The organism is Intrasporangium sp. DVR, assembly GCF_040365325.1.
Classification (GTDB): Bacteria; Actinomycetota; Actinomycetes; order Actinomycetales; family Dermatophilaceae; genus Intrasporangium.
Map to the genome: position 1 here is coordinate 1 of NZ_BAABZW010000020.1, position 25,843 is coordinate 25,843.

The 25,843-nt window shown below is 70.4% G+C and carries 30 protein-coding genes and 1 tRNA gene; 19 read left to right on the top strand and 12 right to left on the bottom strand.

Annotated elements, in window-relative coordinates; all coding sequences use genetic code 11:
- Positions 1–316 precede the first annotated feature (316 nt).
- The 3 genes from ABWV20_RS15780 to ABWV20_RS15790 are packed head-to-tail and all read left to right on the top strand — an operon-like array spanning position 317 to position 2,249.
- A complete protein-coding gene (locus ABWV20_RS15780; protein WP_353356767.1) occupies positions 317–919 on the top strand; it encodes a replication initiator in 603 nt (200 codons plus the stop codon).
- A gap of 20 nt (positions 920–939) precedes the next feature.
- The gene (locus ABWV20_RS15785; protein ID WP_353356769.1) at positions 940–1,125 is read left to right on the top strand and encodes a helix-turn-helix domain-containing protein; all 186 of its coding nucleotides are present in this window, start codon (positions 940–942) and stop codon (positions 1,123–1,125) included.
- Positions 1,095–2,249, top strand: coding sequence for a tyrosine-type recombinase/integrase (locus ABWV20_RS15790; RefSeq protein WP_353356771.1), 1,155 nt, complete (start codon positions 1,095–1,097; stop codon positions 2,247–2,249). Before ABWV20_RS15785 ends, ABWV20_RS15790 begins: the two co-directional genes overlap by 31 nt.
- A gap of 14 nt (positions 2,250–2,263) precedes the next feature.
- Here ABWV20_RS15790 and ABWV20_RS15795 read toward each other — a convergent pair.
- Positions 2,264–2,339: transfer RNA gene (locus tag ABWV20_RS15795), tRNA-Lys, on the bottom strand.
- 103 nt (positions 2,340–2,442) lie between these two features.
- On the opposite strand from ABWV20_RS15795, the gene ABWV20_RS15800 reads away from it, so the two are divergent.
- On the top strand, positions 2,443–3,057 hold the full coding sequence (locus ABWV20_RS15800) for a hypothetical protein (RefSeq protein WP_353356773.1): 615 nt from the start codon (positions 2,443–2,445) through the stop codon (positions 3,055–3,057).
- A gap of 249 nt (positions 3,058–3,306) precedes the next feature.
- Here ABWV20_RS15800 and ABWV20_RS15805 read toward each other — a convergent pair whose 3' ends face one another.
- Complete coding sequence (locus tag ABWV20_RS15805; protein WP_353356775.1) at positions 3,307–3,564, bottom strand: hypothetical protein; 258 nt, start codon at positions 3,562–3,564, stop codon at positions 3,307–3,309.
- Between the two features lie 96 nt (positions 3,565–3,660).
- On the opposite strand from ABWV20_RS15805, the gene ABWV20_RS15810 reads away from it, so the two are divergent.
- The 3 genes from ABWV20_RS15810 to ABWV20_RS15820 all read left to right on the top strand — a co-directional run bounded on the left by ABWV20_RS15810 (position 3,661) and on the right by ABWV20_RS15820 (position 5,625).
- Positions 3,661–3,846, top strand: coding sequence for a hypothetical protein (locus ABWV20_RS15810; protein ID WP_353356777.1), 186 nt, complete (start codon positions 3,661–3,663; stop codon positions 3,844–3,846).
- Between the two features lie 157 nt (positions 3,847–4,003).
- Positions 4,004–4,627 carry a DUF47 domain-containing protein gene (locus ABWV20_RS15815; RefSeq protein ID WP_353356779.1) on the top strand — a complete coding sequence of 208 codons (624 nt, stop codon included), beginning with the start codon at positions 4,004–4,006 and terminating at the stop codon, positions 4,625–4,627.
- Complete coding sequence (locus ABWV20_RS15820; RefSeq protein ID WP_353356781.1) at positions 4,627–5,625, top strand: inorganic phosphate transporter; 999 nt, start codon at positions 4,627–4,629, stop codon at positions 5,623–5,625. Before ABWV20_RS15815 ends, ABWV20_RS15820 begins: the two co-directional genes overlap by 1 nt.
- Before the next feature lie 55 nt (positions 5,626–5,680).
- On the opposite strand, the gene pstB is transcribed toward ABWV20_RS15820, so the two are convergent.
- The 8 genes from pstB to ABWV20_RS15860 form a co-directional block, all read right to left on the bottom strand.
- On the bottom strand, positions 5,681–6,457 hold the full coding sequence (pstB, locus tag ABWV20_RS15825; RefSeq protein ID WP_353356783.1) for a phosphate ABC transporter ATP-binding protein PstB: 777 nt from the start codon (positions 6,455–6,457) through the stop codon (positions 5,681–5,683).
- A 17-nt stretch (positions 6,458–6,474) separates the two neighbouring features.
- Positions 6,475–7,455 (bottom strand): phosphate ABC transporter permease PstA, encoded by a 981-nt coding sequence (gene pstA, locus ABWV20_RS15830; RefSeq protein WP_353356785.1) that lies wholly within the window; start codon positions 7,453–7,455, stop codon positions 6,475–6,477.
- Complete coding sequence (gene pstC / locus ABWV20_RS15835) at positions 7,452–8,459, bottom strand: phosphate ABC transporter permease subunit PstC (protein ID WP_353356787.1); 1,008 nt, start codon at positions 8,457–8,459, stop codon at positions 7,452–7,454. Before pstC ends, pstA begins: the two co-directional genes overlap by 4 nt.
- Positions 8,460–8,540: 81 nt before the next feature.
- A complete protein-coding gene (pstS, locus tag ABWV20_RS15840; RefSeq protein WP_353356789.1) occupies positions 8,541–9,665 on the bottom strand; it encodes a phosphate ABC transporter substrate-binding protein PstS in 1,125 nt (374 codons plus the stop codon).
- Positions 9,666–9,873: 208 nt separating this feature from the next.
- Entirely contained in the window at positions 9,874–10,821 is a 948-nt protein-coding gene (locus tag ABWV20_RS15845; RefSeq protein ID WP_353356791.1) for an NUDIX hydrolase, read from the bottom strand.
- A gap of 96 nt (positions 10,822–10,917) precedes the next feature.
- Positions 10,918–13,215, bottom strand: coding sequence for an RNA degradosome polyphosphate kinase (locus tag ABWV20_RS15850; protein WP_353356793.1), 2,298 nt, complete (start codon positions 13,213–13,215; stop codon positions 10,918–10,920).
- 111 nt (positions 13,216–13,326) lie between these two features.
- A complete protein-coding gene (gene mshD, locus ABWV20_RS15855; protein WP_353356795.1) occupies positions 13,327–14,241 on the bottom strand; it encodes a mycothiol synthase in 915 nt (304 codons plus the stop codon).
- A complete protein-coding gene (locus tag ABWV20_RS15860; RefSeq protein ID WP_353356797.1) occupies positions 14,238–14,921 on the bottom strand; it encodes a response regulator transcription factor in 684 nt (227 codons plus the stop codon). The genes mshD and ABWV20_RS15860 overlap by 4 nt, the downstream gene beginning before the upstream one ends.
- 121 nt (positions 14,922–15,042) lie before the next feature.
- Here ABWV20_RS15860 and ABWV20_RS15865 point away from each other — a divergent pair, with 121 nt between their 5' ends.
- Positions 15,043–15,306 carry a MoaD/ThiS family protein gene (locus ABWV20_RS15865; protein WP_353356799.1) on the top strand — a complete coding sequence of 88 codons (264 nt, stop codon included), beginning with the start codon at positions 15,043–15,045 and terminating at the stop codon, positions 15,304–15,306.
- Positions 15,307–15,543: 237 nt separating this feature from the next.
- Positions 15,544–16,242 carry a hypothetical protein gene (locus tag ABWV20_RS15870; RefSeq protein WP_353356801.1) on the top strand — a complete coding sequence of 233 codons (699 nt, stop codon included), beginning with the start codon at positions 15,544–15,546 and terminating at the stop codon, positions 16,240–16,242.
- Between the two features lie 155 nt (positions 16,243–16,397).
- Here the strand turns inward: ABWV20_RS15870 and ABWV20_RS15875 are convergent, their stop codons facing one another.
- Entirely contained in the window at positions 16,398–16,769 is a 372-nt protein-coding gene (locus tag ABWV20_RS15875; RefSeq protein WP_353356803.1) for a DsrE family protein, read from the bottom strand.
- Between the two features lie 23 nt (positions 16,770–16,792).
- On the opposite strand from ABWV20_RS15875, the gene ABWV20_RS15880 reads away from it, so the two are divergent.
- The 10 genes from ABWV20_RS15880 to ABWV20_RS15925 all read left to right on the top strand — a co-directional run bounded on the left by ABWV20_RS15880 (position 16,793) and on the right by ABWV20_RS15925 (position 24,885).
- A complete protein-coding gene (locus tag ABWV20_RS15880) occupies positions 16,793–17,290 on the top strand; it encodes a heme-binding beta-barrel domain-containing protein (protein WP_353356805.1) in 498 nt (165 codons plus the stop codon).
- Between the two features lie 45 nt (positions 17,291–17,335).
- Positions 17,336–18,367 carry a CAF17-like 4Fe-4S cluster assembly/insertion protein YgfZ gene (gene ygfZ, locus ABWV20_RS15885; RefSeq protein WP_353356807.1) on the top strand — a complete coding sequence of 344 codons (1,032 nt, stop codon included), beginning with the start codon at positions 17,336–17,338 and terminating at the stop codon, positions 18,365–18,367.
- Between the two features lie 120 nt (positions 18,368–18,487).
- The gene (locus ABWV20_RS15890; RefSeq protein ID WP_353356809.1) at positions 18,488–19,348 is read left to right on the top strand and encodes a beta-keto acid cleavage family enzyme; all 861 of its coding nucleotides are present in this window, start codon (positions 18,488–18,490) and stop codon (positions 19,346–19,348) included.
- Positions 19,349–19,470: 122 nt separating this feature from the next.
- Positions 19,471–20,886, top strand: coding sequence for a hypothetical protein (locus tag ABWV20_RS15895; RefSeq protein WP_353356811.1), 1,416 nt, complete (start codon positions 19,471–19,473; stop codon positions 20,884–20,886).
- Positions 20,887–20,974: 88 nt separating this feature from the next.
- Entirely contained in the window at positions 20,975–21,391 is a 417-nt protein-coding gene (locus ABWV20_RS15900; RefSeq protein ID WP_353356813.1) for a helix-turn-helix domain-containing protein, read from the top strand.
- Position 21,392: 1 nt separating this feature from the next.
- Entirely contained in the window at positions 21,393–22,376 is a 984-nt protein-coding gene (locus tag ABWV20_RS15905) for a hypothetical protein (RefSeq protein WP_353356815.1), read from the top strand.
- Between the two features lie 72 nt (positions 22,377–22,448).
- Complete coding sequence (locus tag ABWV20_RS15910; RefSeq protein WP_502901801.1) at positions 22,449–23,507, top strand: asparaginase; 1,059 nt, start codon at positions 22,449–22,451, stop codon at positions 23,505–23,507.
- 9 nt (positions 23,508–23,516) lie between these two features.
- Positions 23,517–23,942 (top strand): D-aminoacyl-tRNA deacylase, encoded by a 426-nt coding sequence (gene dtd, locus ABWV20_RS15915; RefSeq protein WP_353356817.1) that lies wholly within the window; start codon positions 23,517–23,519, stop codon positions 23,940–23,942.
- Between the two features lie 94 nt (positions 23,943–24,036).
- Complete coding sequence (locus ABWV20_RS15920) at positions 24,037–24,348, top strand: DUF2516 family protein (RefSeq protein WP_353356819.1); 312 nt, start codon at positions 24,037–24,039, stop codon at positions 24,346–24,348.
- Positions 24,349–24,420: 72 nt separating this feature from the next.
- On the top strand, positions 24,421–24,885 hold the full coding sequence (locus ABWV20_RS15925; RefSeq protein ID WP_353356821.1) for a phosphomannose isomerase type II C-terminal cupin domain: 465 nt from the start codon (positions 24,421–24,423) through the stop codon (positions 24,883–24,885).
- A 42-nt stretch (positions 24,886–24,927) separates the two neighbouring features.
- On the opposite strand, the gene ABWV20_RS15930 is transcribed toward ABWV20_RS15925, so the two are convergent.
- Positions 24,928–25,773, bottom strand: a complete 846-nt coding sequence (locus tag ABWV20_RS15930; protein WP_353356823.1) for a class I SAM-dependent methyltransferase — start codon at positions 25,771–25,773, stop codon at positions 24,928–24,930.
- Positions 25,774–25,843: the final 70 nt, after the last annotated feature.

The window sequence follows — 25,843 nt, forward strand, 5'->3', positions numbered from 1 at the left end:
GGCAGAACTGACCGTCTGACAAACCCGGGGCGATTCACACCGAAGATCCCGCCGATGGCCCCCTCACGTCACAGCGACATGCCGGAGCCCAAACCCCACCACCCCACGGGACTCACACGCCGCGCGCGACGAACGCGCCACGCGGGTCTGCGCAGTGACGCGGACAGGTTGGGCTGGAAGGTGCCGCGCAGAAGGCGCTTTCGGAAGCCGATGCAGCGGGTCGTCGACCAAGCCACCGTCTCGACGTGGGCAGTGGTCCTCTGTGGGAGCCGGCACGACACGCGACCGCGGGCTCGGCAAGGAGCTGGAACCGTACATGGCGTCTGCAACAAACCGGTTCGGTGCCCAGGTCGACGTGCGTCCGATCAAGACCTCCCGACGCACCGACGATCCGGACCGTGAACTCACCTCGGGGCAGGTCGCCGGCCACCTGGCCAAGTACGCGACCAAGTCCGCCGGCGACCTGGTCAACGGCGACAACCCTCACCTCCGCCGGATGCGCGCGACCATCGCCGAAGTCACTAACCACATCGCGGCCGACGCGCGCGCCGAGGGGACCCCGCTGAGAGAGCACCCCTACGCACTGCTGGGGAAGTGGCGGCACATGCTCGGCTTCCGCGGTCACTTCTCGTCCAAGTCCCGCCGCTACAGCGTGACCCTCGGGCGGCTACGGCGCGCTCGGGCGAGGTTCCAGCGCCGTCTCACCGAGGCCAACCGCCAGGGCAAGACCCTCGACGTCCGTGACCTCGACGACCTCCTCGCTGACGACGAGGAGGAGACCACCCTCGTGATCGGGCAGTGGACCTACGCAGGGTCCGGCTGGGAGACCGAGGGCGACGCGGAGCTCGCCAAGGCCGCCGCTGCACGCGCCCGCGAATACGCCCAGGAGCGTGCTGCGCGACGACATGAATCGGACTGAGGGGCAAGGAGATTGGACGGATGAGCGAGGCGGAAGTGTTGTGGACGGTGCAGGACGTGAGCGCGTTCCTGCGCGTGCCGGTGGCCACGATCTACCAGTGGCGGGTGAGAAGCGAGGGCCCTCCGGCGATGCGCATCGGGCGTCACCTGCGTTTCGCCCCCGAGACGGTCCGCGAATGGACGCGGGATCAGCGGGAGGCCAGCTGATGGCCAGCGTCAGCAGAAACCCGAAGGACCCGGGCTGGCAGGCCCGCTGGCGCGACCCGGGAGGGCGGCAGCGCAAGAAGAACTTCGCCCGGAAGGTCGAAGCACAGCGCTGGCTCGACCAGATGCAGGCCGAGCGCCATCGAGGCCAGTACGTCGACCCCAGAGCCGGCAAGGTGCGGGTCGGTGAGGTCGCTGAAGGCTGGGCACGCGGCCTCACCCACCTCAAGGTGTCGACCGCGACGCGCTACCGAGGCCTCATGCGCGGGCACATCCTACCCCGGTTCGGTGCATGGGCGATCGCGGACCTGCGACACAGCGACGTCCGGGATTGGGTCAACGATCTGTCGGCCAGCGGACTGTCAGCGGGTACGGTCCGCCAAGCGCACCGCGTGCTCTCGCTCATCCTGTCCGAGGCGGTCAAGGATGGGCGGCTCGCACGCAACGTCGCGGCCGGCGTGCAGCTTCCACGTGCGGTCCGGGCGGATCCGCGCTTCCTCAATGCCGACGAGGTGACTCGCCTCATCGCGGGAGCCGGCACCAACGGGCTAAGCATCGCGGTGCTCGCCTTCTGCGGCCTTCGCTTCGGCGAGCTCGCTGCCCTGCGCGTCCGCCGAGTCAACGTGCTTCGACGTCGCCTCGTCGTGGCCGAGAGCGTGACCGAGGTGGGCGGTCGCCTGGTCTGGTCGTTGCCGAAGACGAACCGCACCCGCACGGTTCCGTTCCCACCGTCGCTGACTCCGCAGATCGAGGCTTTGTGCCAAGGCAAGGGTCCGGATGACCTGCTCTTCACTGCACCTGAAGGCGGAACGTTGCGACTGGGCAACTGGCGGCGTCGCGCCTTCGACCCGGCCTGCCAAGCCGCCGGCCTCGTCGACGTCACGCCGCACGACCTGCGCCACACCGCGGCCTCGTTGGCGATCGCCTCGGGGGCGAACGTCAAGGCCGTGCAGCAGATGTTGGGGCATGCGTCGGCTGCCATGACGCTCGACGTGTACGCCGGTCTGTTCGGCGACGACCTGGACGCCGTCGCGCTGGCTCTCGACGGTCTTGTGCCCCCTTTGCGCCCCTTCGGGGCTCGGAGCGATGGAGGGGAGGGGCAAGCCGATCCCACCGACCCTGCTTGACCTGCGCAAACGCGTGGTGGGCCCCGTCGGGCTCGAACCGACGACCGGCGGATTAAAAGTCCGATGCTCTACCCACTGAGCTAGAGGCCCGCGCCCGGCCGGTCACCCGACCAGAGCACGTTGGGGAGTCTAAGGGGTCCCACCCCCGGGCCAGAACTGCGCCGTCGTCGCCCCCCGGGGTTAGCCTGCCGAGATGAGCGAGAGCGAGCATCGCAGCGGTCCGAGGCGGCCGGCCTTCTTCAGCCCCTCGGCGCTCGAGGCGCACGGCGGTGCCTATGACCCGACGGAGCAGATCCACGTCGCCCACGAGACGGCAATGGCGCTGGTGCATGCCGGCCGGGCGGCCTCTGATCCGGCGGTCACGGAGCGGCTCGTCGCCATCGTCGACGACATCGGTCTGTCCACCCTCGCCGAGCTGTGGTCGCAGCGTCCCGCTCGTAGCCTTCCGGGGACCCTCTGGCGCCTCTACGTGCTCCGCGAGTGGGTGCGGCGCGCTCCGGGTGACGCGAGCCGCGAGTACGCCGCCGGTATCCGTTTCACCGGTCCCAACCACGCCGTCGCCGGCGCCTCGGAGCCCCCCGAGCCGGAAGGGATGAGTCGGCTCATCGACGAGATCCTCCGGGGTGTCTTCAGCGGTGACCTGGCGGTGGCCCTCGAGCGGGCCGCGGCCTTCTGCCGGGTGGTCTCCGCCGGGCGTGCGGACATCTCGGCGGGGCGCTCCTCCGCTGAGCATGCCGCCAATCTGCTCGGGATGGCGGAGGACCTCACGGCCTCCGCGCGCCTGTGGCGGACGGGTGCCTTGGACTGAGCCACCCACCGGAGGGTCGTATCCCGCTGGGCGGGCTCAGCGGCATACGAGCGCTGTGGGGTGGGCTGGGGGAGCCGCTGACGTGCCTCCTGTGGACAGCGTTCTTGGTGATCTCTGCCGCTCCACCTATCCTTGACGGGCGTCGGGTCGCGGTAGCCCCGGGTCCCAAATTCAGCCGCTACGAGCGGCCCTGTGCCGAGAGGCGCTCCCGGCCCGACGCAACCTCACTCGCGAGGGGCGGTCCGCGGCTCATCCGTCGAGCGCGGCTGGCTCCGGCTCGGCAACGTCGGCCTGTGACGCTCGGGCCACCCCGTCCGGGGCGACCGGCTGGGCGTGGCAGAGCACCGTGTGGGCATCACGGTCCATCTCCAGGGAGTAGCTGGCGCGTCGCGCGGGCGTCTCGAAGCCGCAGGCGTCACAACGCCCGAACATGAACGCGCCCCGTTCGAGGGTGGTCCAGGTGGTGCCTCTGACGGGCTCCGGCTCGCGCGTCGCGTCAGCGGCCATGGCTCCATGATGCCCGCCCGGACCGGCCGTTGGGCAACCGCCGAACCTTTGGCGCCTTCGTCCCCACCAGCGGTTGTGGGGATCTACCCTTTCCCCATGAGCGACGACGCAACCAACGATCTGGTCGACGGCGCCCTCGCCGACGAGATCGAGCTCGTGAGCGATCTCGTCGTCGCGGCGTCCACCAGCCCTCGGCACTTCACACCCGAGGAGGTCGACGCCCTGCTCGGGATCCGGACGGAGCAGCCCGACCCCATCACGGGGGCCGACGCCACCGGCTGACCCGGTCGACACCCATGGACCCGGGCGCCGATCGCGGATGGGTCGCGGACGGGCACATGGACGGCAGGTGACCCATCGGACAACGCCAGTTTGCGCGAGGGTGACCAGTTGGCCGTAGCATCGTCCCGGAACAGCCGTCGACCGACCGGAGCACTCCGTGGGTTTTCGCCTCACGCCCCAGGACACGAGTTTCTTTTCCCTCTTCGCCACCTCCGCCGGATTGCTCGTCGAAGCCACCCGTGAGCTGACCAGGTTCCTCGAGGTGGACTCCTCCCAGTGGGGGCAGGTCGCCGAGCGCATGCGGGCACTCGAGCACGAGGCTGACGAGGCAACGCACGCGGTGATCAAGAAGGTCAACAGCTCCTTCATCACGCCGTTCGACCGCGAGGACATCCACGCTCTCGCCGCCAACCTCGATGACTGCATGGACCACATCGAGGAGACGGCCGACCTCATCGTGCTCTACGGCATCGACGAGCTGCCCTTCGCGATTGCGGAACAGTTCCAGATCCTGTCGCGCATGGCGGAGCTGACCGCGGAGGTCATGCCACGGCTGCGCGGACTCAAGGACCTGCCGAGCTACTGGATCGAGATCAACCGTCTCGAGAACCAAGCGGACAAGCTCTACCGCAAGATGCTCGCGGAGCTGTTCAACCACTCGAATCCTGATGCCGTTCACATCATCAAGATGAAGGGCATCATCGACGGGTTCGAGGAGGCCGCTGACTCCTTCGAGAAGGTCGCCCACACCATCGAGGGGATCGCGGTCAAGGAGTCCTGATGCAGCCGGAGCTCCTTGCGGTCATCGCCGTCATCGCCATCGCGCTGGCGTTCGACTACACCAATGGCTTCCACGACGCCGCCAACGCCATTGCGACCTCGGTGTCCACGCGAGCGCTCACACCGCGGGTCGCGCTCGTCATGGCAGCGGTGATGAACCTGCTCGGAGCCTTCTTCGGCACCAAGGTGGCCAAGACGATCGGCTCGGGGATCATCGAGAACCCAACGGGGCCCAACGGTCTCTGGCTCATCGGGTCAGCCGTGCTTGGTGCCATCGGCTGGAACCTCATCACCTGGTGGTTCGGGTTGCCCTCGTCGTCATCGCACGCGCTCATCGGCGGCCTCGGCGGCGCCGCGATCGCGGCTGGCGTGGCGGTTCAGTGGCACAGCGTGCTGACCAAGGTGGTCATCCCGATGGTCCTCTCGCCGTTGGCCGGCATCGTCGTCGGCTACCTCGTCATGACGGCGATCCTGTGGGCCTTCCGGGGCGCGAACCCCTCCCGGGTCTCCCGTGGTTTCCGGTGGGCCCAGACCGCGTCCGCAGCAGCGATGGCGTTCGGCCATGGGCTTCAGGACGCAGCCAAGACCGCAGGTGTCATCGTGCTCACGCTCAACATCACGCAGTACCACACCGGAGACGGCATTCCTTGGTGGGTCCTGCTCCTCTCCGCGACATTCATCGCCCTCGGCACCTACTCCGGAGGGTGGCGCATCATGCGCACCCTGGGGCGGCGCATCATTCACATGACGCCCCCTCAGGGCTTTGCGGCGGAGACGACGGCGGCATCGATTCTCTACGTCGCCGGCCTGGGCTTCGGTGCGCCGATCTCGACGACGCACACGATCACCTCCGCGATCATGGGCGTCGGGTCGACCAAGCGCTTCACCGCCGTGCGGTGGGGCGTGGCCGGCAACATCGTTGGCGCCTGGGTTCTCACCTTCCCGGGCGCCGGGCTCGTCGCCGTGATCATGTACGGCATCAGCACGGTCTTCCACTGAGCCGTGCCGGGCGGGCCGACGCCCGCGCGACACGCCGCGGAGGTGCCGGGCTCGGTCAGCCGAAGCGCCCGGAGATGTAGTCCTCGGTCTGCTTCTGCGTCGGGTTGTTGAACATCTTGGTCGTGTCGCCGATCTCGACGAGCCGGCCCGGCTCGCCCGTCGCGCGCAGGTTGAAGAACGCGGTCCGGTCGGAGACCCGAGCAGCCTGCTGCATGTTGTGGGTGACGATGACGATCGTGTACTCCGTCTTGAGCTCGTTGATCAGATCCTCGATCGCCAGCGTCGAGATCGGGTCGAGCGCCGAGCACGGCTCATCCATGAGGAGCACCTGGGGCTGGACGGCGATGGCGCGAGCGATGCAGAGGCGCTGCTGCTGTCCGCCTGAGAGGCCGGCACCGGGCTTGGCGAGGCGGTCCTTGACCTCGTTCCAGAGGTTGGCGCCCTTGAGGGACTCCTCGACGATGCCGTCGAGGGTGGACTTGCTCCGCACGCCGTTGAGGCGCAGTCCCGCGGCGACGTTGTCGTAGACCGACATGGTGGGGAACGGGTTGGGCCGCTGGAAGACCATGCCGACCGTCCGGCGCACCCTGACGGGGTCCATGGACGGGGCGTAGAGGTCCTGGTCGTCGAGCATGACCTTGCCCTCCACCCGGGCGCCGGGGATGACCTCGTGCATCCGGTTGAGGGTGCGCAGGAAGGTCGACTTCCCGCAGCCGGACGGGCCGATGAAGGCCGTGACCGACCGCGGCTCGACCGTCATCGTCACGCCCTCCACGGCCTTGAAGTCCCCGTAGTAGGCGTCGAGGTCGGTGATGTCGATTCGCTTTGCCATCGCAGTGCTTCGCTTTCTTACTTCTTGACGGAGCCGAAGTGGGCGACGACTCGGCCGAGGACGTTGAGCAGGAGGACGAGGATGATGAGCGTCAGCGCGGCGCCCCACATGCGCTCTGCGGCAGTGGCGAGCGCGAAGTCACCTCGGTCCTGGTTGATCATGGTCGGCAGCGTCGCCATGTTGCCGCTGAACAGGTCGCGCTGGAAGTTCTTGGTGTAGGGCCCGAGGATCAGCAGCGGGGCGGTCTCACCCATGACTCGGGCGAGGCCGAGCAGGATTCCGGTGACGATGCCCGAGAACGCCGTCCGCAGCACGATCCGGACGACGGTGACCCACTTCGGGACGCCGAGCGCGTAGGAGGCCTCGCGCAGCTCGTTGGGGACGAGCTTGAGCATCTCCTCCGTCGACCTGACGATCGTCGGGATCATGAGCAGGACGAGGGCGAGCGAGACCGCGAAGCCGTTCCGGTCGAGGCCGAAGGTGGTGACCCACACGGCGTAGATGAACAGGGCCGCAACGATCGACGGGACGCCCGAGAGGATGTCGACCATGAAGCTGATCGCCTTGGCCAACCGCCCCCGGCCGTACTCGACGAGGTAGACGGCAGTGAGGATGCCGATGGGGATCGAGATCGCGGCGGTCATGCCGGCCTGGAGCAGGGTGCCCTCGATCGCGTGACGCGCGCCGCCTCCGAAGTCGTCGGAGTTGATGTTGCGCTGGTTGCCGGTCCACCAGACGCTCGTCGTGAGCATGTGGGCGCCCCGGGAGACCACGGTCCAGAGGATCCAGACCAGCGGGATCACGGCGACGCCGAAGGCGGTCCACATGATGATGCGGGCGAGGAGGTCCTTGACGGTGCGCGCCCGGTGGGGGTTGTCCATCTCGTGGACGGCGTCCTCAACGGGGGGGCCGCTCGGTGGGGTCGCGAGACCGCCGGAAACCCCGTCCTCGGGCACCCCGTCCTCGGGCACGCGGTCCTTGGCCGTCGTGAGGCTCATTCGGTGAACGCCTTCCTGCGCTCGATGACGATTCGGGCGATGCTGTTGACGATGAACGTGAGGACGAAGAGGACGAGGCCCGCGGCGATGTAGGCGCCGGTCTTGCTCGGGTTGCTGAACTCTGCGGCGTTGTTCGCGATCTTGGAGGCGAAGGTCTCACCGCCGTTGAAGAGCGACCAGGTCCAGTCCACCCCGGGCGCGAGCGCGGACACGAGGAACGTGACGGCGATCGTCTCGCCGAGCGCACGTCCGAGCGCCAGCATCGCAGCGGAGATGACCCCCGGCTTGCCGAAGGGCAGGACGGCGGTGCGGATCATCTCCCACTGGGTCGCGCCGAGGGCGAGGGCGCCCTCCTTGTGTGCGATCGGCGTCTGGTCGAAGACCTCGCGGGAGAGAGCGGTGACGATCGGCAGGATCATGATGGCCAGCACGACGCCGATGAAGAAGATGGTGCCACCGGAGATGCCGGTCGGGGCGAACAGGGGGAACCAGCCGAGGCGGTCCTGGAGGAACTGTTCCAGGGGCCGGACGAAGGCCCGGAAGGTGATCAGCCCCCAGAGCCCGTAGACGATGGAGGGGACTGCGGCGAGGAGGTCGACGAGCGAGGCCGCCGGCTTGCGCATCCACGGGGGCGCGTACTGCGTGAGGAAGAGCGCGACCGCCACGCCCACAGGCACGGCGAGCGCCATGGCGATCGTCGACGCCACCACGGTGGTCCAGAGGAACTCGACGATGCCGAAGGCGGGCTGCTTGCCCCCGGGAGCCCACACGCGACTCGTGAAGAAGTTCTCTGAGTTGTTGCTGAGGGCGGGGATGGCCTGGGCGATGAGGAAGATCCCGATCAGCGAGACCATCGCGATGACGATGACGCCGGAGACGGTCGCGGCGCCTCCGAACAGGCGATCGCCGATGCGGCCGGTCGACGCACGGTCGCCGGTGAGCGGCTTGCGCCCATCGGGCCCGGGGAGCTCGTCGACCGCGGAGACGCCGGTCACTGTGGGCACGTCAGACCTCTTCGTTTGGGGGCGGACATGGCGGATGGGGCGGGGCCGAGCTGACTCGGCACCCGCCCCATTGCGTCACGATCAGGAGATTGCGTCAATCGCTGCTTCGACCTTGGAAGCAACCTCGGTCGGCAGCGGCGCGTAGCCCTGCGACGTCAGGCCGCTCTGGACCTCCTCGGAGGCGAAGGTCTTGAGGAAGGACTTGACCTTCTTGCCCGTCTCGGCGTCGGCGTACTTGGAGCAGACGATCTCGTAGGTCACGAGGACGATGGGGTAGGCCCCCTCCTCCTTGGTGGCGTAGTCGATCTTGAGCGCCAGGTCGTTGCCCGTGCCGGCCTGCGCGGCCGTGGCGACGGTCTTGCCCGCCGACTCGGCGGTCAGCTCGACCGGCCCGGCGCCGCTGTCGATGGCGGCCATCGCGAGCTGGTTCTGCTGCGCGTAGCTCCACTCGACGTAGGTGATGGCGCCGTCCTGGCCCTGCGTGGCCGTCGCGACACCGGCGGACTTCTCCTTGCCCTCGCCCTTGCCGGTCCAGCTCTTGCCGGTCTCGTGCGGCCAGGCCTCCGGAGCGGCAGCCTTGAGGTACTTGGTGAAGTTCTCGGTCGTGCCCGACTCGTCGGAGCGGAAGTAGACCTTGATGGGGGTCGCCGGGAGCTTGGCGTCCTTGTTGAGCTCGGCGATGGCCGGGTCGTCCCACGACGTGATCTTGCCGTCGAAGATCTTGGCGGCGACGTCGGCGTTGAGGACGAGCTTGTCGACGCCCTCGACGTTGTAGGCGATCGCCACGGGGCCGGTGACCATCGGGAGGTTCCAGGCGTCCGAGCCGCAGGCGTTCTTCGCCTCCTCGGTCTCGATGATGCCGTCCTTCTCCTCGGTCTTGAGCGCCGAGTCGGAACCGGCGAAGTCGACCTGCTTGGCGATGAACTGCTTGATGCCAGCGCCCGAGCCGGACGGCTGGTAGTCGATCGTGGCGTCGGCGCAGGCGGTCTGGTAGGCCGAGATGGCCTCGTCGATGGCGTTCTTCTGGGCCGAGGAGCCCTCGGCCTTGAGGTCGCCCTCGAAGCAGTCGGCGTTGGCGTTGCCGGCGGCGGTGCCGCCACCGGCGGTGTTTGCGGCCGGGGCCGGGTTCTCGGACGCACAGGCCGAGAGCGCAAGAACGCCGGTGAGGGCGATGGCGCCGATGGCGCTGACACGCGAAACAGACACGGGATGATCCCTCTCGATGGGTGACTCTTCAGTGTTCGGGTGACTGGCCCAGCACTGCTGACCTGTCATCCGATGTGAACCTAGGAGCGTCGGATGACAGACTCCCCCCTTCCGGTGAACCGCAGGTGAACTGCCGTCGACGATCTGGTGCGGACGCCGATGACGCCATGCGGGTGCCGGCTGCCGGGGACACGATGGGAGATTGAGGTCAGGTGTCGATGCGTTCGACGGCGATGACCCGGGCGTCCGGCCCCGCGCCGGTCAGGTGGGCGACGAGGACCTCTCCCTTGCGCATCGACGACTTCTTGGCCGCGGCCAGGAGCTCCGTGCCGCTCGCCTCACAGGGGCCTGAGTCGGCCCGCCTCATCAGCACGTCCAGCAGGCTCGGCAGGACGGGCCCGTGACTGCAGACGACGACCGGCCGGGCGCGCTCGAGCACCGTGTCGAGCTGCTTCAGCGCCCGCTGCGGGGCTTCGGCGAAGCCCTCCTCGGACAGCGCGTCCCTGACCTTGACCGGGACACCGAGCCGAACGGCATACGGCTCGACGGTCTGCACGCACCTGGCGGACGACGATGACACGACGCGCGAGACGCCGTAGGCGGCGAGGACGCGGGCCACGTCCTCCGACTGTTCCCGCCCGACGGCGTCGAGGGGGCGATCCCTGTCGTCGCCGCGCCACGTGCTCCGGGGGCGCGACTTCGCGTGCCGCACGAGCACGAGCGGCCACGTCCTTAGTCGGCCCTCGCGGTCGGCGCGGACCACGGCGAGGAGCTGCTCGCGGTCACGGCCGTAGTCGAGCAGCTCGTGGGCGGTGCGGACGTCGACCCAGCGGACCTCGTCGATCTCGTGCTCGAGGGCCCCTGAGCCGCCGGTGACCTTGGCGGCCCAGTAGTGGACCTCCTTCGTCGCCGGCGCGCCGGTCGGGTCGAGCACCGTGTAGACGGCGGTGGGCAGCGGGAGGCCGAGGCGAACGTGCAGGCCGGTCTCCTCCTCGGTCTCGCGGGCGGCGGCGACACAGGCCTGCTCGCCGGGGTCGAGCTTGCCCTTCGGCCAGGACCAGTCGTCGTACTTGGGTCGGTGGACGAGGGCGACCTCGAGCGACCCATGGCGACGACGCCACGGGAGGGTTCCGGCGGCCGGGATGAGGGAAGGCACGTCAGGTCGGCGGGGTCAGCTGGCCGACCTGGGCGGTGGCGCGGCGCGTCCCGGGCCGGGCGAGGCCGTCGACGAGGTCCCGACGGAGCAGCCCGCTCATCGGCGTCGCGCCTTCCTCCGACGCTTGTCATGGCGTTCGATGAGGGCCGCGTGCACCTCGGTCAGCGGCTCGCCGGCGTCATCGACGTGGTGGCGCACCCACCGGCCGTCGGCGCCGAGGTCCCACCGGGAGGTCTTCTCGTCGAAGGCGAGGTCGAAGAGGGCGCCGAGCTCGGCCAGGTGGCCCGGGTCCGTGATCCGCACGAGGGCCTCCACGCGTCGGTCGAGGTTGCGGTGCATGAGGTCGGCGCTGCCGATGTAGACCTGTGGGTCCCCTCCGTGGTCGAACCAGAACACCCTCGAGTGCTCGAGGAAGCGGCCGAGCACCGACCGCACGCGGATGGGGTCGGAGAGTCCCTCGACGCCCGGCCGGATGGCGCAGATGCCGCGCACCCAGATGTCGACGTTCACGCCGGCCATGCTGGCGCGGTAGAGCGCGTCGATGATGGCCTCGTCGACGATGGAGTTGGTCTTGATCGCGATGCGTCCGGGCGGGTCTTCGTCGCTGCGCTGCTGCTGCAGCTCGATCTCCTGCTCGATGTGCTCGATGAGGCCGGTCCGCACCGACCGGGGGGCGACGAGCAGTCGCTTGAACCGGCTGCGCGGCGCGAAGCCGGAGAGTTGGTTGAACAGCCGGGAGAGGTCGTCGCCGACCTGCGGGTCACAGGTGAAGAGGCCGTAGTCCTCGTACGTGCGGGCGGTCTTCGGGTTGTAGTTGCCGGTCCCGATGTGGCAGTAGCGGACCAGGCCTTCCGCCTCCTGGCGGACGACGAGGCACAGCTTGGCGTGGGTCTTGAGGCCCACGACGCCGTAGACGACGTGGACGCCGGCCTCCTCCAGCTTGCGGGCCCACGAGATGTTGTTGACCTCGTCGAACCGGGCCTTGATCTCGACGACGGCGAGCACCTGCTTGCCGGCCTCCGCGGCGTCGATGAGGGCATCGACGATCGGCGAGTCACCAGAGGTGCGGTAGAGCGTCTGCTTGATCGCGAGGACGTTCGGGTCGACGGCGGCCTGCTCGATGAAGGCCTGGACCGAGGTCGAGAAGGAGTTGTAGGGGTGCTGGACGAGGACGTCCTTGGTCCGGACGGCCGCGAGGAGGTCCGTCGGCTTGGCGCTCTCGGTGGGTGCGAAGTCGGGGTGCGTCCGCGGGAAGAACTTGGGGTACTCGAGGTCCGAGCGGTCGACGTCCGTCACCGTCCAGAGACCAGTGAGGTCGAGGGGCGTGGGCAGCCGGTAGATCTCACGCTCACTGATCTGCAGCTCTCGGCTCAGCATGTCGAGCAGCTTGGGATCCATGTCGTCCTCGACCTCGAGCCGGATCGGGGGTCCGAAGCGCCGTCGGGTGAGCTCCTTCTCGAGGGCGGTGAGGAGGTTCTCCGCGTCATCCTCCTCGACCTCGAGGTCCTCGTTGCGCGTGACGCGGAACGAGAAGTGCTCCTGGACGTCCATCCCGGGGAAGAGCTGGTCGAGGTGTGAGGAGATGACCTCCTCGAGCGGCACGAAACGCTTGACCGGCGCGCCGTCGTGCTCGGTGCGGTCCTCGATCCGGATGAACCGGGGCAGGTTCGGTGGGACCTTGAGGCGCGCGAAGTGCTCGTTGCCCGTCTTCGGGTTCTGGAGCAGGACGGCGAGGTTGAGCGACAGCCCCGAGATGTAGGGGAAGGGGTGGGCGGGGTCGACCGCCAGGGGAGTGAGCACGGGGAAGACGCGGTCGGCGAAGAAGTGGTGCAGGGGCTCCCGCTCGGCCTCGTCGATGTCGTCCCAGCGCACGATGGTGATGCCCTCGGCCGCGAGCGCCGGTCGGACCTCGTGCTGGAAGAGCGCCGCGTGCTGGCCCATCAGCTCGTGCGCGAGCCGGGCGATCCGGTCGATGAGGTCCCGGGGCTCGAGCCCGGCGGCGGTGCGGACGGCGAGGCCGGTGGCGATGCGCCGCTTGAGACCGGCCACGCGCACCATGAAGTACTCGTCGAGGTTGCTGGAGAAGATGGCGAGGAAGCGAGCCCGCTCGAGGAGCGGCACGCCGGCGTCGGCGGCGAGCTGGAGGACGCGCTCGTTGAACTGCAGCCAGGACAGCTCACGCTCGAGGTAGCGGTCGGTGGGCAGGTCCTCGGCGTGCCGCTGGGGGCGAGTCCCCGGGCCGCTCCCCACGAACCGGCCGTTGGGGGCTCGCGTCGGCAGCCGCGGGCTCGGCACGGTGCTCGTGAACGAGCTGACCTCGGGCGTCGTGGCCTCGGCGTCGCGGGGCTGGTCCTGACCGTCCAGGTCGGTTCGTTCGAGACTGCCGGTGCTCATGTCCCCCATCGTGGCATCGTTTGGCGACGCGGGGGTGAACAGGATCACTGAGCCGTATGCCGCTGGGCTCGCTCCCGCGACGCCGTGCCGTCCCGGCGCGGTGCCTTCCGGTCAGGTGGAGGCCCGGGAGTACTGCCGGTGGACCTCTCGGTCCGTGAAGCCGAGGGCGGCATAGGTGTGGACGGCGGCGGCGTTGTCCTCGTCGACGTAGAGGACGACGTCGCGAAGCCCTCGGGCCCTGAGGTGGTCGAGGCCGAGGATGGTGACGGCCCTGCCGAGGCCCTCGCCCTGCCGGCCGGGGCTGACCCCGACGACGTAGACCTCGCCCGTGGGTCCGTCCGGCGGGTCGACCTTGGTCCAGTGGAAGGCGGCGATGGTGTCGGGGTCGTCCGCCTCGACGATGAGGATGAGGCCCTCGGGATTCCACCAGGGCTGGGCCATCCGCTGCTCGAGGTCCCGCCGCGTGAGCGAACCCTGCTCCGGGTGGGCGGCGAACGCGGCCGCGTTGACCTCGACCCAGGCGTCCTCGTCACGACCGGTCTCGAAGTGCCGCACGGCGTAGCGGTCCGGCACGGTGGCCGGCGGCCAGGGCGGGCCGTCGACGAGGGAGCGACCCATGACGTGGAGCGCCCGGACCGGGTGCAGCCGCCGGGCCCGGGCGAACGCAGCGGCCGCGGCAGCCGCCCGGCCGGTGGCGTGGCTCCACACCCGAGCGGCGCCCGGGAGCCCGGTCAGCAGCGCCGTCCCCACCCCCTGGTGCCGCGCCTCCGGTGACACGACGAGCTCGGCGGACGCGGGCTCGTCGCCCGAGGCGGAGCGGGCCTGGGCGTAGCCCACGAGAGCCGACCCAGCGGCATACGACAACAGGTGGGTGACGTCGGTGTCGCGCGACTCGACGGACAGCCGGAACTGCTCCGACAACGGGGCCGACCCGTCCTCGGTCTCCGCGCGGGCGGCGAGCTCGAGCACCGCCCGCGACTCGGCCGGGGTCAACGGCTGCCCGTGGTCCCGGATCTCGAGCCTCACGCGCTCGTGGCCTTGTCGGGCACGAGGCGGTAGCCGACGTTGCGCACGGTGCCGATGAGGGTCTCGTGGTCGGGCCCGAGCTTGGCGCGGAGCCGTCGGACGTGCACGTCGACCGTCCTGGTGCCCCCGTAGTAGTCGTAGCCCCACACCTCCTGGAGGAGCTGGGCGCGGGTGAAGACCCGACCGGGGTGCTGCGCGAGGTACTTGAGCAGCTCGAACTCCTTGTAGGTCAGGTCGAGCGGCTGACCCCGGAACCGGGCGGAGTAGCTCGCCTCGTCGATGACGAGGTCCCCCGACGTGATCGGCATGTCGAGCTCGCCCTCCTCGGACTGCCCCCGCGTCATCGCGAGCCGCAGCCGGGCGTCGACCTCAGCCGGCCCCGCCGTGTCGAGGAGGACGTCGTCGAGCCCCCACTCGGCCGTGAGACCAGCAAGGCCGCCCTCGGTGAGGACGGCCAGCAGCGGAGTCGTGATTCCTGTCGTGCGCAGCACCCGGCACAGGGAGCGGGCGTTCGCGAGCTCTCGACGGGCATCGACGATGACGACGTCGCAGTCGGGCGCGTCCACCAGCGCCGTGGCCTCGGCGGGCAGGACCCGGACCGAGTGGACGAGCAGCCCCAGGGCGGGCAGCACCTCTGCGCTCGGGGCGAGCGCGTTCGTGAGGAGCAGCAGTCGGGCCATCCCCTGCAGGATAGGCGACACTGGACCTGCGCCAGAGGTGCTGGATGCACGGTGAGACGGGAGTGTCATGGGCGAGGTGGGCTCGGCTGAGCACACAGTGGATCAGACGGTGGAGCCGCACGTGGAGCCGCACGTGGAGCGGACCGTGACGGTGCGCTACTGGGCGGCGGCACGCGAGGGGGCCGGGGTCGACAGCGAGCAGCTCCCGCTCGAGCGGGGCGCCACGGTCTCGGACGTCGTCGTCGCAGCCGTCGCGGCACACCCCGCGCTGGCACGGGTCGCCGACGTGGCGACCTTCCTCGTCGACGGTCGCGCCGCTCGGCGCGACACGGCGGTCGCCGAGGGGGCCACCGTCGAGGTGCTCCCACCCTTCGCCGGTGGGTGAGGCAGAATGACGACCGTGCCCGACGCTGCCGACGCCTCCAAGGCATCCGAGGCATCCGGGGCATCCGGGGCATCCGAGGCATCCGAGGCATCCGGGGCCTCAGAGCCCTCGGAGACCTCGGGGACCTCAGAGACCTCGGGGACCGCTGACTCGAGCGAGGACCCCACGCCCCGGCCGCTCCGCCTCCCGCTCACTCCATTCGGTGCCGACCGGGTCCGTCCGGTCACGATCGGCACCGTGGTCGTCGCGGCCCTCCTCCTGGGCCTCTCCTCGACCGCGGGCTTCGGGCCCCTGCTCACGGTCACGCTCGTGCTCGCTCTCCTGTTCGCCTGGTCCTGGCCGGTCCTCGGTGGCTCGTTCACCCCGGTGACCACGACGCTCGTGCTCCTCGCGGCCGCCCCCGGCATCGTGCTGACGGCCTTCCACGACGACCTCCGGTGGACCGCCGCCGCCGTCGCGTTCGGCATCGTGCTGGCCTTCATGGCACAGCTCGCGCGCCGGACGGGACGCGAGGGTCTGGTCCTCACCCTGCTCGCGTCCTTCGGGGGCCTGCTGCCGATGGCCTCGGCCACGCTCGCGGTGACGGCCGGCGACGAGTCGCGCGGCCGGGCCTACCTCGTCGTCACCATGGCGGCCGCAGCCGCCGCGGTGGTGGCTGACCTCCTCGTCGGATCCCGGCGCTTCGGGCCCCTCCTCGGCCTCGTCGCGCTGGCCGCGGCGATCGTCGGGGGAGTGGTCGCAGCCCTGGTGCTCGACGAGTTCGGCGCCTGGGCGGCGGTGGGGGTGGCAGCGGCCGCGGGGTCGCTGTCGTGGAGCTTCCGTCGGGTGCTGGCCCTGCAGCCCGCGATGCTCGGACTCCGGGGCCAGGTTGCTGCCGGCGTCGGGTCCGTGCTGATCCTCGGGGTCGTCGTCCGCCTCTTCCTCCTCGTCTCCTGACCCGTCGCAAGACCACCCCACCGATCGAAAGAGCACTTCGCGACACGCGATCGAAAGAGCACTTCGCGACACGTGCCGCGGGGGGACCCCGCGGCGACCGTGTCGCGAAGTGCTCTTTCGATCAGTGCGAGGTGCTCTTTCTCGATGGGGCGCGGTCAGTAGACGAGGGCCTGCGCGCCCGGAGCGAGGGTCTCCTCCACGAACGCCGCGGCGCCACGGATCGTCACCCCCGGCACCAGGTCGTCCTCCTCAAGGTCTCGTCGAGCCGCGCACTGGGTGCAGACGGTGAGCCGGCCACCCGCGATCACGGCGTCGCGCAGGGAAGCGAGCGGAGCGGCATACGGCAGCTCGAACTCCTCGGCCCGTCCGGGAACGGCCAGCCAGGACGCCTCACCCGTCAGCCACAGACTGACGGCCACGCCGCTGGCGACTGCGGTCGCCGCCACGGTGAAGGCTTGCGAGAGCCGCTCGGGCGCCTCGACTCCTGAGGTCAGCTTGACGACGAGCGATCGGTCGGGAGGGTTCATGCGCTCAAGATACGATCACGAGCATGTTCCACCTCGACCAGGACATCCCGGAGCCGCTGCGACCGCTCGCCTGGCTCATCGGCCGGTGGGAGGGAGCGGGCGTGCTCGGCTACCCGACGATCGAGTCGGCCCACTTCGGGCAGGAGATCGAGGTGACGCACGACGGGCGGGGCTTCCTCAAGTGGGACAGCCGGGCCTGGATCCTCGACTCCGCGACCGGGGAGAGGGTGCGGCCGGCCGCCGTCGAGTCGGGTTTCTGGCGGCCGCAGCCCGACGGCGAGGTCGAGCTGCTCCTCGCCCACCCGACCGGCATCCTCGAGCTCTACTACGGCACCATGGAGCCGGCCCGCATCCAGCTCAAGACCGACGGCGTGCTCCGGTCCCCGGGGGCGAAGGAGTACAACGCCGCGACGCGGATGTACGGGCTCGTCGAGTCCAAGCTGATGTGGGCGATGGACATGGCGGCAGTGGGACAGAAGCTCCAGAGCCACCTCTCCGCCACGCTGACCCGGGTCGGCTGACGGGATGACCACGGACGCGACGGGTGTTGCACCGAGGTGACCGACATGACTGAGGCCCCAGCCGTCTTCCGCAGCCCCCTCCTCGGCCGGCGCGGTGCCGTCGCCGGAGAGGGCGTGGCGGCCGGCGTCGCGATCCACTACGGCGACCCGATGCGTGAGCAGCGGGTCCTCGAGGAGGGCCTCGCCGTCGTCGACCTCTCGCACCGCTCGGTGCTCACGGTGAGCGGGCCCGACCGGCTCTCGTGGCTGCACTCCCTGACGACCCAGCACCTGCTCGACCTGGGGCCGCGGCAGTCCCGTGAGGCGCTCATCCTCAGCCCCAAGGGGCACGTCGAGCACTCCCTCCACCTCGTCGACGACGGCGAGACCACGTGGGTCACCACCGAGCCGGGCGCCGGGGAGGCCCTGCGCACCTGGCTGGACCGGATGCGCTTCATGCTGCGCGTCGAGGTCGCCGACGTGACGTCGGACTGGGCAGTGCTCGGCGAGCCGCACAGCGCCGAGTCCGCCGAGGGCGAGCCGCTCGCCTGGCGCGACCCCTGGCCGGACCTCGTGGGGGACACCACGGCCTACGGTCCGGTCGACGACCACCCGGGGAGCAGCTGGTCCTGGCGCGAGGTCATCGTCCCGCGCCCGGGACTCGAGGAAGCCGTCGGCGACCGGCCCCCCGCCGGGCTGTGGGCCGCCGAGGCCCTCCGGATCGCGGCCTGGCGTCCTGGGCTCGGCGCCGAGACCGACCATCGCACCATCGTGCACGAGGTGGACTGGCTGCGGACGGCCGTTCACCTGCACAAGGGCTGCTACCGCGGCCAGGAGACCGTCGCTCGGGTGCACAACCTGGGCCGGCCCCCGCGGCGACTCGTCTTCCTCCACGTCGACGGCTCCGGGCACGTCCTGCCCCCGCCGGGCACCGAGGTCAGGTCGGGCGAGCGCGTCGTCGGCCACGTGACGTCCATCGGCCGGCACCACACGGACGGCCCGATCGCGCTGGCGCTCATCAAGCGGAGCACCGACCCGGAGACGGTCCTGCTCGTCGACGGGCTCAGCGCGGCCCAGACCGTCATCGTCGCGCCCTGAGTGCTGCGTGAGCCCACCGGCTGGTGGGCCCCCCTGGGGTCGATGACCTGAGCTCAAACCGGGGCAGGGAGCGTCAGCACCCCCGGATCGGGTCGGCCGGGCCGCTGGCAGGATGGCGCCATGACGACCGTCCCCACGCGCAGCGCCGCGCGCACCCTGATCACCGTGGCTCCCACCGGGGCCGAGACCGCCAAGGCCGACGTCCCCGCACTCCCCACCACCCCCGAGGAGCTCGTCGAGACCGCGGTCTCGTGCGAGGCAGCAGGCGCCGCGTTGATCCACATCCACGTCCGTGACGCCGACCACCAGCCGACCCTGGACCCCGGTCTCCTCCGGGAGGCGGTCGTCGCCGTCCGCGAGGCCACCGACCTCGTCGTCCAGCTCTCGACCGGCGGCGCCGTCACCGACCCGTTGGACCGGCGTCTCACCGTCCTCGACGCGGACCCTGACTCGTGCTCGCTGACCTGCGGCACGACGAACTTCGGCGACGGCGTCTTCCTCAACCCCTGGGGCTTCATGGTCGACCTCTACCGGCTGGCGCAGGAGCGGCAGGTCGTGCCGGAGTTCGAGCTCTTCGAGCTGGGTCACGTCCACGCCCTGCGGCGGCTCATCGATCAGTGCGGACTGCCCTATGGCGGCAGGGTCCACGTCGACTTCGTCATGGGCGTCCCCGGCTCGATGCCGGGCACACCGCAGACCCTGAGCGCGGCGCTCGCCTTGCTGCCCGCCGAGGTGACGTCGTGGTCGGCGACGGGGATCGGCCGCGCGCACCTGCCGATCGCCGCCGCGGCCCTCTCCGCCGGCGGGCACCTGAGGGTCGGCATGGAGGACAACCTCATCTTCGCCAAGGGCCAGCCGGTCACCCACAACCGCGAGCTCGTCGCCCGTGCTGCCGAGCTCGCCACGCTGATGCAGCGTCCCCCGATGTCGACGAGCGAAGCGCGCGAGCTGCTCGCCATCAAGGACCGCCGCACCCGCTGACCGCGCGCAGTCAGCGGCAGTGACCCGCCCCACGGAAAAGGGCGAACCGGGCGTATCCATTGTGAAACCGACCTACCGTGTGGAGGAGCACGAGCCACGGGGCACTGGACAGAGGGGGAGCCATGCCACGTCACCCGGCCCGCAAGACAGGTGGCCTCGCTGACGTTGGGGGCTGGCGTGTCTCGCTCCGTGCGGTGGTCGTCCTGGTTCTCCTGCTCCTGGTCGGGGTGTCGCCCTCGGCGTCGGCGAGCGTTCCGGCGGCAGTCTCCCCGCATCCCATCGATCCCGAGCGCTACGTCGTCGGCGGCTGTGCCGTGGCGTTCGACGCGTACGGTTCCCCGCGGCTGAAGCCGAGCCTGTCCCAGCCGTGCATCGGTGCCAGGTCGGTCACTGTCACGCCCATGGGCGACGTCAATGTGCTGCTCACGGACACCTCGCGGCTGCCAGTCATCCGGCTCTTCGTCAGCGTCAGCACGCCGCTGGCCTGGCGAGGGATCGCGGCCGGCGCCTCGAACGGCAACGACACCGTCGCGGTCCGCCTCTACGACGACCTGCTGGGCAGACGCCTCGACCTTCGGCGGTCCGACGACCGCCGCAGACTCGCCTCCGCAGGTGGCCAGATCACTGTCGGCTGGACCAAGGCGGCACCCGTCGGAAGTGACGGCCAGGTCGTGGCGGCCGACCCGGGCATCAACGCCCTCGGTGCCTACCACGACCTGGCCACGACCGACGCGGAGACGGTCCAAGGGGGGTGTGTGGTGCGGTTCGAGACGGGCATGCCGCGCATCCACGCCAACGCAGCACACATCTGCGTCGGGGTTCGTTCGGTCGAGATCACCTCCATGGGGAAGCTGGCGGTGAACCTCACGCCCGAGCAGCGCGGGAGCGTCGTCAATGCGCAGGCAGATCCCGACGACACCCTGACCTCCCGAGGCATCATCATGGGCACGGCCGGAGGGCTCGCAGCCTTCCACTACCAGTTCTACGACAGCAGGCTGAACCGCCCGCTCAACCTCAACTCGGCCACGGACCGCGCGCGCCTCGCGGGGCCCACGTCCAACGTGTGGCTCACGTGGACCAAGACGGCAGGGCGTCCGGGTGCCATCAACGCGAGCCAGGACCCCGGGCCGGACACGTACGGACCGTACATGAACGCCTCCAGCGAGCCGGGAAGCGTGATCCAGACCGGATGCACCATTCGCTTCGCCCAGGTGGACGGGCAGCCCTACCTGAGTGATACCAGCGCGGTCCGGTGCACCGGGGTCGAATCCGTGTGGGTGACCTCGACAGGAGCCATCGCGGTCGCCACGTCGGCGGAGGCGTCCGCGCCAGTGATCTCGACGACGACGGTCTCGAGCCGCACCGTCACCGACTACGGCGTCCGGGCCGGCCTCTCCGGTGGCTCGTCGACCAGCGCCTACGCTCTCTACAGCCTCCGCCTCGGACGGGTGCTCGACCTGCGCAAGCAGGCGGACAGAGCCGTCCTCCAGAGATCCGGCTCATGGCTGTCCGTGGGATGGAGCAGACCCCGGATGTGAGCGCGCTCGCAGGTGCGGAGGAGGTTGTGTCCACCCTCACGCTGTCCAGAGTTTGCATTTTGCTTGCTCTAGTTAGCACAATGGGGGTGTGAGCAAGCTTCCCGACCTCGGTGCGTACTTGCGCGAGCAGCGTGAGAACGCCCAGCTGTCCCTGCGACAGCTCGCCGAGATCGCCGGCATCTCGAACCCCTATCTGTCGCAGATCGAGCGCGGGCTGAAGAAGCCCAGTGCGGAGATCCTGCAGCAGATCGCCAAGGGTCTGCAGGTGTCGGCCGAGTCGCTCTACGTCCGCGCCGGAATCCTCGACGAGCGGGTCCTCTCCCATGGTGACCCGGCCTCCGCGCACGACGTCCTCTCCGCCATCGCCGCCGACCCGGACCTCACGGACCGGCAGCGAGCGGTGCTCGTCGAGATCTACCAGTCGTTCGTCGGCCCGAAGGAGCGCCGGGACAGGACGGCTCCCAAGTCCAGTGGGAAGCGCAAGGCAACCCAGAAGGAGAACTGAGATGGCTCTCAACCAGAAGAAGATCAGCAAGGCCGTCAAGGATGCCCAGAAGCAGGCCGAGGCAGCCATTGCCGACGTTCGCGGCCAGCTCGACAACCGGCTCCCCGAGGTGACGGTCGACCCGACACCGTTCTATGCCGTCGTCGGTGCGGCGAACATCGCCGTTGACACCGTCCGCCACGCCGGAGACCAGCTCGAGGCCGCCGCCAAGCAGGCTCGCACCGTCGACCTGCGCAAGGGTGCCCGGAAGGAGGCGCAGCAGATGCAGAAGGACCTCCGCAAGCGCCTCACCGACCTCCAGGCCCGCACGGCCGAGCTCCAGAAGGTGGCGACTCAGTTCGCCGACCGCTTCGTCAAGGAGGCCACGGAGATCCCGGCCCAGGTCCTCAACCAGGGCCTGGTCCTCGCCAGCAACGCGAAGGACCAGTACGACGCCGCCGCCGCCCGCGGAGAGCAGGTTGTCGCCGACATGCGCACCGAGGGCACCAAGGCCGCAGTCGGCCTGGCCGAGCGGTCCGAGTCGCTGGTGTCCCGCGGCCGCAACGTCGCCAGGACCGCCAGGTCCGAGAGCGAGAAGGTCGCCAAGACGCTGGTCGACACCGTCGCCGACGACGCGGAGCGGGTCGTCTCCCAGGTCGGTTCGTCGGTCGAGGCCGTCGAGCACGCGGCCGAGCCGGTCAAGGTCAAGCGGACGCCTGCTCGCAGCTCGGCCGTCCGCAAGGCTGCCGCCCGCCAGGGCGCTGCGACGCGCAAGGCCGGCCAGGTCGAGAAGACGACGACGCGCAAGGTGGCCGCCCGCAGCGCTGCCGCCAAGCGGTCGACGCCCACCACGGCCGGCTCGACGGCGAAGACGGCGGCCAAGAAGGCGGCCACGACGACGGCCACGACGACGGCCAAGAAGGCCTCGGCGTCGAAGTCGACCGCCACGTCCACCGCCAAGAAGGCCGCGGCGACGAAGTCCACGGCCAAGAAGTCCGGCAGCTGACGACGCCCGACCAGCGGGGCCGCCACCAGACAGGTGGCGGCCCCGCTGTGCTGCTACGGCATACTTCGGGTCGTGCCTGACCACGCTCCCACGCAGTCCGCCCACCACGCCGCCGGCGACGCCCACGAGGCAACCGCGGGCCGCGCCCAGGCCCCCCTCGAGGTCAGCCCCGCCTCGGCCGCGCTGACGAGCTCACCCGTCGTCGCCCACGTCGTGCGAGGCGGCTTCGTCGAGTCGGTGCACCACGGCCTCGCCGTCGTGACCGCCCCCGACGGCAGCGTGGACCTCGAGGTCGGGGACTCGTCCGGTCCCATCTTCCCCCGCTCGTCGTCGAAGCCGATCCAGGCGCTCGCGATGGTCCGCCACGGCCTCGACACCACCGGCGCACTCCTGTCCCTCGCCTGCTCGAGCCATTCGGGTGAGGACTTCCACATCGAGGCGGCCCGGGCGATCCTCGAGCGAGCCGGGCTGTCCGAGGCGGACCTGCAGAACACCCCGGACCACCCGTACGACGAGGTCGCCCGGACGGCCTGGATCGCGGCCGGCCGGCCGAAGCAGTCGATCGTGCAGAACTGCTCCGGCAAGCACGCCTCGATGCTCGCCACCTGCGTCCTCAACGGCTGGGACATCGGGACCTACCGGGACCCGCGCCACCCGCTCCAGGTGGCCATCGCCGAGACGGTCAGCGAGCTCGCCGGCGCGGACCCGGTGGCCGTCGCCGTCGACGGCTGTGGGGCCCCGATCCACGCGATTCCACTCGCCGGGCTGGCCCGCTCGTTCGGTCGCCTCGCGGCTGCCACCGATGGGCCCGAGGCCCGGGTGGCGGGGGCGATCCGCGACTTTCCCGAGTACCTCGGCGGCACGCGCCGGGACGTGACGACGTTGATCCGCCAGGTGCCGGGCCTCATCGCCAAGGACGGGGCGGAAGCCGTCTACGCCGTCGGCCTCCCGGACGGCCGAGGGATCGCGGTGAAGATCGCCGACGGCAGCTCGCGGGCCCGGTCCGTCGTCCTCGCCGCAGTGCTGCGTCGGATCGGGGTCACCGACGACGTGGCGCTCGCGGCCCTCGAGCACCAGCCCGTCCTCGGTCACGGGCAGCCGGTCGGCGCCGTCGTCGCCGTCGACATCTGAGCCCCGCCGATGCGCGCCGTCCTCCAGCGGGTGACCCGGGCCCGGGTCGAGGTCGACGGCGAGGTCGTCGGTGAGATCACCCGCCCCGGCCTGCTCGCCCTCGTCGGTGTCACCCACGACGACGGCCCGGTCCAGGTCGAGCGAATGGCCCGCAAGATCGCCGAGCTGCGCATCCTGCGCGACGAGCAGAGCGTCGCCGAGGCCGGCGCTCCGGTCCTCGTCGTCAGCCAGTTCACGCTCTACGCCGACACCCGCAGGGGCCGGCGCCCGTCGTGGTCCGCCGCCGCTCCTGGGCCCGTCGCGGAGCCCTTGGTCGAGGCGGTCGTCGAGGCGCTCCGCACTCGCGGCGTCGAGGTCTCGACCGGTCGCTTCGGGGCGATGATGGCGGTCTCGCTGACCAACGACGGGCCGGTGACGCTCGTCGTCGACGCCTGACGCGATCGGCCCCGACTCGGGGAGGGCCCCCAACGTCCCCCGATCGTGACCGCTGCGTGGTTCGGCACCGCGGCACGCCGGTTAGGCTTCGAGCATGCAGCTGTTCTACGGCTTCCAGAACGCCGTCCTCCTCGTCATCGGCGTCGTCGCCTTCGCGGCGGAGATCTTCGCGTTCGTGGATGCCCTGCGCCACCCCGAGCGGGCCTACCTCGCGGCGGGCAAGCGGACGCGCACCTTCTGGCTGGTCCTGCTCGGTGTTGCGGTGGCGGTCGGCTTCGTGACCATGTTCAACCCGCTGAACCTCTTCGGTCTGCTCGCCATCGTCGGTTCGGCCGTCTACCTGACCGACGTCCGACCCGCCCTGCGGCAGGTGCGCGGGATCGGCGGTTCCTCCAACCGCTGGTGACGCACTGCGGAAGGGCCTGCTGCCGCCCGCAGGATGCGGCACACTGGGCACTCACGACCCGAAGGGGAGGGCATGAGCAACCACCAGGCTGCTGGTACGACCGTGACGGAGCAGGCAGGTGACGATGCGGTGAAGCGTCCCGAGCAGGAGGACTACGCCCTCGGCCGCCGCAACCCGACGGAGGACATCTTCGTCGCCGAGCGTCCGTGGGGGATGTTCCAGCAGTTCGTCTCCAACGAGCAGGTGACCGTCAAGATCATCACCGTGCAGCCGGGCCACCGGCTGTCGCTCCAGCGCCACGACCAGCGCGGGGAGATGTGGCAGGTGCTCGATGTGCCGATCGACATCACGGTCGACGACCGGACGTGGACGGCCAAGCCGGGCGAGACGATCTGGGTGCCGCGCGGTTCCACCCACCGGATGGGCAACTCCGGATCGCGGGCGGGCCGGCTCCTCGAGGTGGCCTTCGGCCACTTCGACGAGGAGGACATCGAGCGCCTCCAGGACGACTACGCCCGGTGTGACGACGAGCCGTAGGCCCGGCCACCCACCCATCGAGCCGTATGCCGCTGAGCCGGCTCAGCGGCATACCGCTGCGTTGGTCTCCTCCCGACCTCCCACGACGAGCCGCTCAGGCTCGGGCGCGACCGCCTCCCACGCGACGGTGATCTCACCGAGGCGCCAGCGGGACGGCCCGTCGAGGAGTGGCCAGCGCTGGGCGACCTCGGCCGCCGTGGCCAGGAACCGCTGCCTGGCCCCCCAGGCGGCGTGCGGTGCGCTCCGTGCCCAGGCGGCGTCGAGGTCGTCGAGGTAGGCGTGCACGCGCTCGCCGGGAACGTTGCGGTGGATGAGGGCCTTGGGGAGGCGTTCGGCAACGTCCGACGGACGCTCGAGCCCTCGGAGCCGCAGCGAGATGGTCAGCGAGACCGGCCCGCTCCGCTCCACGGCGACCCAGGTCGCCCGGCGACCGACCTCGTCGCAGGTGCCGTCGACGAGCACGCCCTCGGGAGCCAGCCGGGCCTGCACCTGCGCCCAGGCCCCCGGCACGTCGGCCTCGTCGTACTGCCGGAGGACGTTGAAGGCCCGCACCACCGTCGGTCGGGCCCCGTCGTCGAGGGGCAGCTCGAAGCCCCCCCGGCGGAAGGCCAGGCCCGGCCGCTCGAGGGGTTTGGCAGCAGTGACGCGTCCGGGGTCGATCTCGATGCCCACGACGTCGACGTCCGGGCGGACGGAGCGCAGCCGGTGGTGCAGCTCCACCGCCGTGACCGGCGAGGCGCCGTACCCGAGATCGACGACGACGGGGCGCCGCGCCCGGCGAAGACGCCAGGCCTGCGGACCGGCCAGCCACCGGTCGCACCGACGGAGGCGGTTGGGGTTCGTCGTGCCCCGGGTGATCGTCCCGACGGGGCGAGCTGGGCCGGACACGGCGGGCAGCCTAACCGCCCGTGCCCCGCTGCGCCGACTCGGGGGCGACGACTGACCACAGGGTGGAATA